The sequence below is a fragment of the Thioclava sp. UBA3469 genome (assembly GCF_002378135.1).
GTDB lineage: Bacteria > Pseudomonadota > Alphaproteobacteria > Rhodobacterales > Rhodobacteraceae > Thioclava > Thioclava sediminum.
This window is the reverse complement of record NZ_DFRG01000121.1, coordinates 1-1,057: the sequence shown is the minus strand read 5'-3', so window position 1 is coordinate 1,057 and position 1,057 is coordinate 1. Positions and strand designations below refer to the sequence as shown.

Annotated in this window: 1 protein-coding gene and 1 pseudogene; both read left to right on the top strand. The window is 58.0% G+C overall.

Annotated features, from left to right (window positions below; translation table 11 throughout):
- Nucleotides 1-214: pseudogene (locus B3D39_RS09900) on the top strand (NTP-binding protein); the annotation flags it as partial.
- Nucleotides 211-1,002 (top strand): TniQ family protein, encoded by a 792-nt coding sequence (locus tag B3D39_RS09895; protein ID WP_286789642.1) that lies wholly within the window; start codon nt 211-213, stop codon nt 1,000-1,002. The pseudogene B3D39_RS09900 and the gene B3D39_RS09895, both read left to right, overlap by 4 nt.
- Nucleotides 1,003-1,057: the final 55 nt, after the last annotated feature.

The window sequence follows — 1,057 nt, the reverse complement described above, 5'->3', positions numbered from 1 at the left end:
AAAGAAGTCCAACCTGAAGGTCAAGTCACTCAAGCAGATACTTGCACTGACCGGTGGGGTGACCTCGCGCATTTTCGCCCTGATCAAGGATCTTTCCATCGACGCCATTGCAACAGGTGATGAATGCATCACCAATGACGCAATCGCAAAATGGACACCGGTTTGGTCGCGCCATGCGAACGGCAATCGGCGGCTCGAGAAGTCCGGGGTGTGAAGCCGCACCCGCTGCCAAAAACTGTCACGCCGCTGCCAGACGAGTTGTTGTCAGGTTGGTTGTCTCGGTTGGCTGCGGCCAACTACTGTGATGACGCCGAACTGCTGGCTCATATCAAGATCGATACCGCGCATGGCACCGCCTTGGACTTCGGCATTGACGCGGTGGCGGCAGAGAAGATTGCCAGCGCTGCACGTGTCGCCCCAGACGTCGTGCGATCTTTGACCTTTCCAGCAATGACGCCACGAGAAGCCTCGCTGACGGCACAGATGCCATTCCAGCATTGCCCGCAATGCTCCCGAGAGGGCCTTTCGCTCAGGCATTGGAGGCGGGCCTGGGCATTCGACTGCCAGGTTTGCGGGACGAGACTTGTGCAGACGCTCGGCAAGGACGGTGGTGAACAGATGCCCGAAAAGCTGATAAATCGTGCGCGCCACGGCGCAGCGCGGCTTGAATACGCCGCGCGATTACGCAGTCTCAGGCAACTTCGGCGCGCAATGCGCGCGGTCACCTTTGCCATATCATTAAAGGCCTTCCGCGGAGATCCGGCATACGCTCTTCAGAGCCACAAACCAGAAGTGAGGCTGTTCGGCCTTGCTGCCATTGATGCCGCCCGATCACGTCCGCTGGTCAAAGCGGCCATCTCAAGCTCCGGCATCGACGACTATGCAAGGGTTGCTCTATTGCGCGCCTTCGAGAAAGAGCCACGTCTGCTTGTTGCGGTTGATCATATTGCGCAAAGGCGCGCAAGAAGCACAGGCCCGACGAAAGCCGAATCTCGCAATTAAGGGCAAAAATTGTCGTCAAACGCGCCGCGTCTCAGAATTAAGGGCAACGCGACAT